This is a genomic window from uncultured Gimesia sp. (assembly GCF_937910335.1).
Classification (GTDB): Bacteria; Planctomycetota; Planctomycetia; order Planctomycetales; family Planctomycetaceae; genus Gimesia.
Genome location: NZ_CALEMX010000200.1, coordinates 1 through 8,834 on the forward strand (window position 1 = coordinate 1; position 8,834 = coordinate 8,834).

The 8,834-nt window shown below is 45.5% G+C and carries 9 protein-coding genes; 7 read left to right on the plus strand and 2 right to left on the minus strand.

Translation table 11 applies throughout. The features are described from left to right. The coding region (locus Q0668_RS25870; RefSeq protein WP_366918881.1) for an NTP transferase domain-containing protein at positions 1 to 112 on the minus strand (112 nt) is incomplete at its 3' end. Between the two features lie 72 nt (positions 113 to 184). Here Q0668_RS25870 and Q0668_RS07460 point away from each other — a divergent pair. From Q0668_RS07460 to Q0668_RS07490, 7 genes are all read left to right on the plus strand, one after another. Beyond that, entirely contained in the window at positions 185 to 616 is a 432-nt protein-coding gene (locus Q0668_RS07460) for a YkgJ family cysteine cluster protein (RefSeq protein ID WP_298862179.1), read from the plus strand. Positions 617 to 1,231: 615 nt separating this feature from the next. Further along, a complete protein-coding gene (locus Q0668_RS07465) occupies positions 1,232 to 1,672 on the plus strand; it encodes an HU family DNA-binding protein (protein WP_298862182.1) in 441 nt (146 codons plus the stop codon). Positions 1,673 to 2,130: 458 nt separating this feature from the next. Continuing rightward, complete coding sequence (locus Q0668_RS07470) at positions 2,131 to 2,349, plus strand: hypothetical protein (RefSeq protein WP_298862185.1); 219 nt, start codon at positions 2,131 to 2,133, stop codon at positions 2,347 to 2,349. Positions 2,350 to 2,676: 327 nt separating this feature from the next. Then, on the plus strand, positions 2,677 to 3,618 hold the full coding sequence (locus Q0668_RS07475; RefSeq protein WP_298862188.1) for a dihydroorotate dehydrogenase: 942 nt from the start codon (positions 2,677 to 2,679) through the stop codon (positions 3,616 to 3,618). Between the two features lie 76 nt (positions 3,619 to 3,694). Beyond that, a complete protein-coding gene (gene trpS / locus Q0668_RS07480; RefSeq protein ID WP_298862190.1) occupies positions 3,695 to 4,675 on the plus strand; it encodes a tryptophan--tRNA ligase in 981 nt (326 codons plus the stop codon). Between the two features lie 10 nt (positions 4,676 to 4,685). Further along, positions 4,686 to 5,345 (plus strand): hypothetical protein, encoded by a 660-nt coding sequence (locus Q0668_RS07485; protein ID WP_298862193.1) that lies wholly within the window; start codon positions 4,686 to 4,688, stop codon positions 5,343 to 5,345. Positions 5,346 to 5,522: 177 nt separating this feature from the next. Continuing rightward, a complete protein-coding gene (locus tag Q0668_RS07490) occupies positions 5,523 to 8,336 on the plus strand; it encodes a PQQ-binding-like beta-propeller repeat protein (RefSeq protein WP_298862196.1) in 2,814 nt (937 codons plus the stop codon). Between the two features lie 22 nt (positions 8,337 to 8,358). Here the strand turns inward: Q0668_RS07490 and Q0668_RS07495 are convergent. Then, positions 8,359 to 8,834 (minus strand): sulfatase/phosphatase domain-containing protein (locus tag Q0668_RS07495; protein ID WP_298862199.1); only part of this gene is annotated, 476 nt, incomplete at its 5' end.

Consider the following 8,834-nt stretch of genomic DNA (forward strand, 5'->3'; position numbering starts at 1 on the left):
CTATTAATTCAGTGCCCAAAGGTAACAACGCCTTGGGATAATTCATGCGGGAACTTTCACCTCCGCAGAGAATGATTCCACCAATTTTCAATTCTTTGTTTGTGTTTGACATAATGCCACAGGTAACTTACAAAATGAAATTCAAAATGACAGTCTCATACGATACATAGAAACGATCTGCAATATGAGTGATCAGAATTCTGAACAAATTCCCTGGTATCAGGATGGTTTACAATTTAGCTGTACGCAATGTGGTAATTGTTGTACTGGTGACCCCGGTGTTGTTTGGGTAGACGAGACAGAAATCGAGGCCATTTCAGAACTAACGGGAAAATCTACTGGTGAAATATTGTTAATGCACACGCGACTTTACGCGGGACGACGATCATTAACCGAATTTGCAAATGGAGATTGTACTTTCTTTGACCCGGAAAAGAGAGGTTGCACAATTTATGAAGCGCGACCTAAGCAGTGCCGTACATGGCCTTTCTGGAACTCGAATCTGGAGAGTAAAGCAAGTTGGGATGCACTTTCGCCTGAGTGTCCTGGTGCAGGAAAAGGAGCGTTTATCAGCTTAGAAGAGATTCAAAAACGTGTTGTGCAAACGGACTTATAAGTTCTCTTCCAAAATCTTGTTGGATCCGATTTGATTCTCCAAATCATTCATTGATTCAACTGATATTTTTCACAGTAAAATAAAAATTCGGTGTTCTAATCCGTAGCTATGGCAACACTTCTCAAACGAAAGGCAAATCAATATCGTTTATTAAGTATCGATTTATAAAGGATTTGGAACGCTCAATTACTTCAAAACCAGCTCTCCAGCTCTGCTTTTCCAAATTTCGTCAGAAGTTTGTAAAAAAATCCTGGAAAACAGAATCAGTCCTTTTTAGAAGAAAATCATCATTCAGATCTATCCTCAATCTACCGACTTCATAATCCTCTATCTCTATAATATATAATGCCTTACAACATTTCTAATTTAATCGATTCTGTTAAAATATTCGAACGACCTGAAATGTAACACTTACTCTATTCTCATCAAATATTGCCTGAGTGCCTTCTGTTTGAGGCTTCCTATCGAAGATCGGTATTGACTTACTGTTCAATTGTGGGAAATAATCTACTATGACACTAAGTCGTGTAACCCATTACAGTTGAGACGGCTCTGTATTGCCCCACGGACGGGCGTAGCTGTCCGACGGCTTCTCAGAATTGGGAGAACCCAGTCGTGACGAAAAAAGAGATTGTCAAAGTGATTTCGGAAGAGATTGGTCTGACGCAACTCAAAACAAAAGAGATTGTGCAAAAAACGTTTGATGCGATTGTTGATACCCTTGTCACTGACAAGCGCATCGAACTCCGCAACTTTGGCGTATTTGAAGTCAAAAAGCGGGCAGCTCGAAAGGCAAGGAATCCACGTACAGGAGAACGCGTCGATGTAGAAGAAAAATACGTCGTAACGTTTAAACCTGGAAAGGAAATGGAAAAACGAGTGCGCGACCTGGAAGAGGAAGCAGCCAGACTTAAGGCTGCTGCTTCACAACCACAGGCGGGATCAACTGCGTCACAAACGCAGCAAACTCCACCAGCGGCTTCTCAAGGTCCAGGTTCGACAGGCTCTCCGCAAGTAGGAACTTATAATAACAGTTCCTATACTTCGGGACCGTAGCTCTCTCCTTAAACCTGTTTCCTGAAGAGATTAATGTGATTAGAACGGGTATAAACCTTCTCAGGGCCGGTCTGTTTTGAATGTACACAAACAGTCCGGCCTTTTTCTCGTCTCAAAATACTCATCTCTCTTAAAAATGAACTTCTGTTCTGTAGTTACCATGAATTGTTCTCACCCATCTCTCGTAATTACACCTGATAAGTCGAATTATCAAAATAATTAGAATAATCCGCATTATTTACCAAAGTCCCCTGATCTGATTGTCGATAAAACGATCTAGAGAAGATTAAATGCGGTGTTTACAATCCAGCCTCTTCAACCTCCTCTCTTGATTACATTTCAGCACTTTAACCCCTTCGATATCGGTTTGATGCCTTTCATTCAATGGTTTGAATTAAAGGATCGATGCCTGGGATCAATACCAGCAAATATGGCACAACCATATCACGGAGAAAAAAATGCGTAAGTTCCTATTGGCCAGCATGTTAATCGCATTATCCTTAACACAGGTCGGATGCGTGGTTCCCATCTATTCCTCATCGAGAGATGATCGTGCTCGTCAATTGATTTTCCAATCAGAAAGCATGCGACATATTCCCAAAATCTGGGAACGCATTTGGGGTCTGGATATGCCAGATGTTGCAACACCTTATCGAACACATGGTGGAGTGATTTAGTCACTCAGACATGAACTCGATTACGATTTGGAAATAAATGGAATCCTGCTATATATTGAAAATCGTAAACAGTGAAGCGTTCATTAGCTGTCGAAATCACCATTTCGTCAGCTTTCTGCTTTTATCGATTCTGTTTTCAATAGCACTCTTACTGGTTCTCTCAAAGTGAGCACGCTAAGATGAGACTCAGTGGATCCTGAGTGGTCTCTTCATAGTGCATTGAATCGGCGACCTACCTCAACGTTGGCGTAGTGATTGCACTTCTTCCTGATAGTTCAATAGATAATACGAGCATGTGGCCTTCTGGCCACAACGGACGATACCCCGATGAACGCCCCAACTCAAACGGATCTTTTAGCAGTTACGCTGAACCGTCTGCACCTGAAAAACCCGATTCTGGTCGCATCTGGCACATTTGGTTATGCTCGTGAGATGCAGCCATTTCTTGATTTTTCCAAGCTGGGTGGCATCATCCCCAAGACGATTACCACGGAACCTCGAATCGGAAATCCTCCGCCACGGACGATTGAAACCAGCGCAGGACTGTTAAATTCCATTGGCCTGGATAATGATGGAATTGATCTGTTTCTCGAGAAGCATCTTCATTACCTTGCTTCGCTTGACACAGCTTTAATTGTCAATATCGCAGGCCGCAATATTGATGAAATGGCAGAGATGGCCTCCCGGCTCGATGCTTTTCAAAATCAAATTACCGCTCTGGAATTAAATATCTCATGTCCGAACGTCAGTGGAGGCGTTGATTACGGTACGCAACCTGAGTTGACAGAAAAAATGATTCAACAAGTGACAGAGAGTTGTCAACTGCCTGTGATCGCAAAATTGACACCTAATGTGACCAGTGTTGTCGAAATTGCTCAAGCTGCTTCACAAGGGGGAGCGGACGCTGTCTCGCTGATCAATACTGTTCAGGGCACAGCCATTGACTGGCGACGCAGAAAGCCTGTTTTAGGAGGAGTGTTCGGCGGCCTCAGTGGTCCCGCTATTAAACCAGTTGCATTACGAGTCGTCTGTCAAGTCGCGCGGGAAGTAGATATTCCAATCATTGGCGTGGGTGGAATTTCCAATATCGATGATGTAATGGAATTCATTGTCGCAGGTGCCTCTGCCGTGCAAATTGGTACGGCAAATTTTTATAATCCTGGTCTGGCAACACAATTAGTCGGAGAACTGGAACAGATTCTTCTTGAAGAAAAATGTTCACAAGTGAGTGAACTAGTGGGGTCTCTCGTCTATCCCAAAAAGAGTTAACCGCCAGACTGCTTTCAATTTCACTGACTCACCTTCAATCAACAAAAGATTATAGAGAGATAAAGAGAACCGACTCATGCGAGTGCTATCGGGAATACAACCAACGGGCCGCTTTCACTGGGGCAATTACTTCGGCGCAATCAAACAATATATCGATCTGCAGGATAATGAGCAGGCCTTTTATTTCATCGCTGATTTACACGCCTTAACCACAATTCGAAATGCCGATCGTCTACGACAGAATACAATGGAAGCCGCCATTGATCTACTGGCTTTGGGGCTCGACCCCAAACAGGCAACTCTGTTCCGCCAATCGGATGTACCTGAAATCACAGAATTGACCTGGATTCTCATGACGGTCACTCAAATGAGCCTGCTGGAAAAATGTCATGCTTACAAAGACAAAAAAGAAAAAGGCATTGCCGCTGATGCAGGACTGTTTACTTACCCTGTTTTGATGGCTGCTGATATTTTGCTGTATGACAGTGACATGGTTCCCGTAGGCCAAGACCAAATTCAACATGTAGAAGTCACGCGAGATTTGGCACAGCGATTCAATAACCTCTTTGGGGAAACCCTGACTCTTCCCAAATCAAGTGTCTTGGATACTTCCGCGAAAGTGCCGGGAATTGATGGCGAAAAAATGTCAAAGAGTTATCGCAATGTCATTGAAATTTTTGAAGATCCTAAGAAACAGCGCAAAAAGATCATGTCGATTAAAACAGACTCCGCAACGCTCGAAGATCCCAAAGACCCGGATTCCTGTTCGGTATTCGCCTTATACAAACTGTTTGCTGATGAAACACAGCAGACAGAATTAGCTGCACGATATCGAGCGGGGGGAATGGGCTACGGGGAAGCAAAACAAGCCGTGCATGATGCAGCACTGGAATACTTCGCTCCAGCCAGAGAACGCAGGGCAGAACTGTCTTCAGACACTGACACGTTGAACGATATTCTTGCTGAAGGAGCACTCAAGGCCAGAGAAAAGGGCAAAGAAGTTCTCGAGCGCGTACAATCTGCCTGTGGTCTGGGAACGGCACGTTTATCTAAGTGAAACCAATACCATGTCGGATCAACCTTCAGAGCTGAAACCAAGCCCGTCTAATTTTAAAACCGGATACATTCAATGGCTGATTGTATCAGCGGTTCTCATCACTGCCCTGTCTCTCCTTGCCGTACATTTGCCCGAACGCCTGAAACTGCTCCTTGTTTATGCGGTTGTGTACGGTTTAATTTCCGGTGGTGCATTGGCCACCATTGCAGTAAAGTTTGGATTGCCTATCAAAAAGACAATCATTCTGATGATTGTTTGTTTAGTCATCTTAGGTCAATCTCTGATCTTGTATCTATCTCATCAGCGTTACCAGGAAGTGACACTGAAACGTTTCAAAGCGGATCAGACCATGTTTTCCGTGGACCGTATGTTTGCCACCGGCAAACCGCCGGAAGATCCCGAGTCACTAAAAGGATATGAACACACGCGGAAACTATACCAGGAAGCAAAATTAGAACGCCAGCAGAATGAAAAAAATCTGCTCCTAATCTCCTCTTATCTGCAACATCGCATTTCTAGCGTCGCAAATCTGAAGACCCCCTGGCCTCAACTTTTCTGGATCATGGAATTATTGTTCTGTTGTGGTTCAGCCATCTGGGCCAGCCGCCAGATAGCGCAATCTGAGTCTAAAAACACTTCTTCAAGCGATAGCCCTGATGCAGAGAGTTGAACGAAGTCCGTTCTCTTGTTAGCTTGATATCTGGAGGGAAATTCGTTCCCTGACCTTCTACTGTAATTAAAGCCTAAAAAGGTTCTGATGATGCCGGCTTCTTTTTTATATCAAACGGTCCTGTGTTTTCTGCTTCTATTTTCATTCTCGGGTTCAGCGCACGCCAATGACTGGCCGATGTGGCGTCTAAATGCACAGCGTTCCGCCCACACAGAACAAACGATTTCCGATTCGCTGCACGTGCAGTGGGTGCATCAATTACCTCGGCTGGACCCTGCATTTAAAAATGCCCGTTTGCAATTTGACGCAGGCTATGAACCGATTGTCAAAAATGGGATCCTCTTTTATGGCTCCTCCAGTACGAATTCCATCACTGCCATTGATGTCAAAACCGGAAAGGAACGCTGGCGTTTCTTTACGAACGGTCCCATTCGCCTGGCTCCCGTAGCCTGGAAAAATTCGGTTCTGTTTGGGTCAGATGATGGCCATCTTTATTCGCTTTCTGCTCAAACTGGTGAACTGCAATGGAAATTTCAGGCGGTTCCCTCAAGTCGTCTGATTCTGGGAAATCGTCGTCTTGTCTCGGTCTGGCCCGTTCGGGGTGGTCCGGTGATTGAAAATGATACCCTCTATTTCGCAGCAGGAGTCTGGCCTTTTGAGGGTGTCTTTATCTATGCCCTCAATGCTGAAACTGGAGAACAGCTCTGGGTAAATGACCGCCTGGGTTTCCTTTACGGACAGCATCCCCATGCGGCGGAAGCCTTTGGTGGAGTTACGCCTCAGGGTTATCTGCTCATCGCAGAAAAGGAATTGATTGTTCCTTGCGGGACAGCTTTTCCTGCCCGTCTCAATAAACAAACAGGAGAGCTCATTGAATTCAAGCTCCCTAAAGCAGGTCGCAAACCGGGAGGCTGGTTCACCGCAGCAGGCAAGTCTGCACGAAGAGGAGAAACAGAACTCTCCAAACCAGAATTGCAATTTGATCGCGACGTCAATTCTGCCCGACATGAGAATGGACTCAATTATGGCCCCGACGGGAAACGCGGTCTACTTCAACAGATTCAGGTCGGCCCAAAACAGATCTCCTATCAAAGTCAAATCCCAGGAGTTGAGGGAACCATCTATTCCCTGCTGGTGGCATCAAACCGCTTATTTGTGGTCACGCTCGAAGGAAATCTCTACTGTCTGGGACCTGACAAAACTGAGCCCGCAGCATATCAATCTCCCCTATTGAATCGCACGGAGGCGGTTCGCACTCAAGCTGCTTCTTCCAAAACGGCAACCGTGATTTTAGATCAAACGTCTGCCGGTGGTTTTGTTTTTCTTGCTGGAATTCCTGACGAGAAGCTAATTGATAATTTACTGACGAACAAACATCTTCAAGTCATAGTTTTAGATACAGATTCAGATCAGATCGAGAAACTCCGCCAAACGTATTATGAAAGAGGCTGGAATGCCTCTAAAATCTCTTTTCTGAATGGATCTTTGGCAGAACTCGCGCTACCCGCATATTTTGCTCAACTGATGATTGCCCAGGAGCCACAACAATCAGGATCTCAATCATTATTACAACTGGTTTCAAGACTGTATCCCTCGATCAGGCCTTATGGAGGCGCTCTGCTCTTGAAATGCTCAGAGTTATCGCATGCAAAACTGGCGAAGGAATTTCAAAATTTATCTCAGGCGCAAATTTCACACCGGGATGGATACACGGTCATTAAAAAAGCTGGTCCCATCCCCGGTTCTACCAATTATACCGGAGGCTGGTCGAGCCCCGATGAACTGGTCAAAGCCCCTGTGGGAGTACTCTGGTACGACGATAGCGTCGGTCATTTTAAACGCGCTCCCCAACCTATGTTTGTCGACGGAGTCATGATTTCACACTCGAAGTACTGGCAAGGGTACCCGGCTGGAATTCGTCCCCCTTACAAACTACTTGAAGCTCAATATTCCGATGTTTATACCGGCAGAAAGCTCACAAAGAAACAGGCTCAAACGTGGGTGGAGGAATTACCGACAAGAGACATCACAAAAAAACAACTCAGTCAATACCGGCCCCCTTCTCAGAAAAATGATTGGAGCCCCGCACCTCCTGTGATTGGAGAACGTACGAATCCCTTAACTGGTCAAACAGAACCTCGCGCCTTTCCCAAAAGTTATGGCTGTGATGGAGGCGTTGACTACAGCTATCTTTTCACGATGCGTTCTGGAACAGCCGCATTTTATGATAAACGTGTGGAGAGTGGTACGATTCACATCAGTGGCCCCCGCTCCGGCTGCACAAACAGTATTGTACCTGCGAACGGTTTGCTAAACGTGCCCTACTATTTCCAGGGATGCACATGCAGTTACCCGTTACCGGTTGGGCTTTCCCTGATTTCAATGCCAGAATCGCATGAGCAATGGATGGTCTGGGGCAAAAGTGACGTGAATGATATTCGGCGTGTCGGCTTGAACTTCGGCGCTCCCGGCGATCGAAAAACAGATCGAGGTACTCTCTGGCTGGATGTCCCCAGTGTGGGAGGCCCTTCGCCGAAACTCGATCTGGTCGTCAAACCAGAAACAATCCGACCGTTCTACCAACATTCACTTTGGATTGAGGGGGGACGTGGCTGGCCCTGGGTGGGTGCATCCGGAATTACCGAAGTTGAAAGCATTTCCCTGAAAAACATGAAACGCTCTGACTATACAATGCGCCTGTATTTCATGGAGCCCGAATATTCTGCACCGGAAAAACGTGTCTTCAGCGTCTCTCTAAATGGAAAGCCCTTGATTAAGAATCTGGACATCTATCAAGAAACGCAAATGAGTCATCATATTCTCGTGCGTGAATTTTCTCAAATCCCCATTGATGGCAGACTGGATCTCACATTCACGGCCAGCGCAGGAAAACCGCTGATTTGTGGAATGGAACTGGTTGAAAAAAACCTGCCACTCGATACTCTCGACAAAATCCCCAGTCAAAGTCAGAAACTTCTCACGAAAAAATAAACCAAATGCCGGTCAACACGATCTAGAAGTCGCGGAAAGGACCGCGTGGCTCAGCCTTTGCCATCTCTTTTTTCCAGTTAGCAAAATGCGCTTTCATTTCCTTCAATTTTTCAGGATGCGCTTTTGAAAGATCGTGTTTTTCGCTCACATCCTTTGATAAATCAAACAGACCATTGCCCTTGACTGATTCCACCCATTTCCAGTTGCCTACACGAGCTGCTTTATCCGCCCGACGTTGCCAATACATTTCTTTACGTGGGGACTCGACCTGCGTCGTTAACGTGGGCAGCATATCATACCCATCGAAGACAATGTCTTCGGATAAAGGTATCTGAGCTTCTTTCAAAAAAGTGGGAACCAACTCCAATGAAGTCAGCAGCCCTTCATTGACAGTACCCGGTTTAATTTTTTTCGGATAACGCACAATACAGGGAACTCGAATCCCGCCTTCGAACATCATGCCCTTTTTACCGGTTAGTGGTGAATTATCGGAACCTC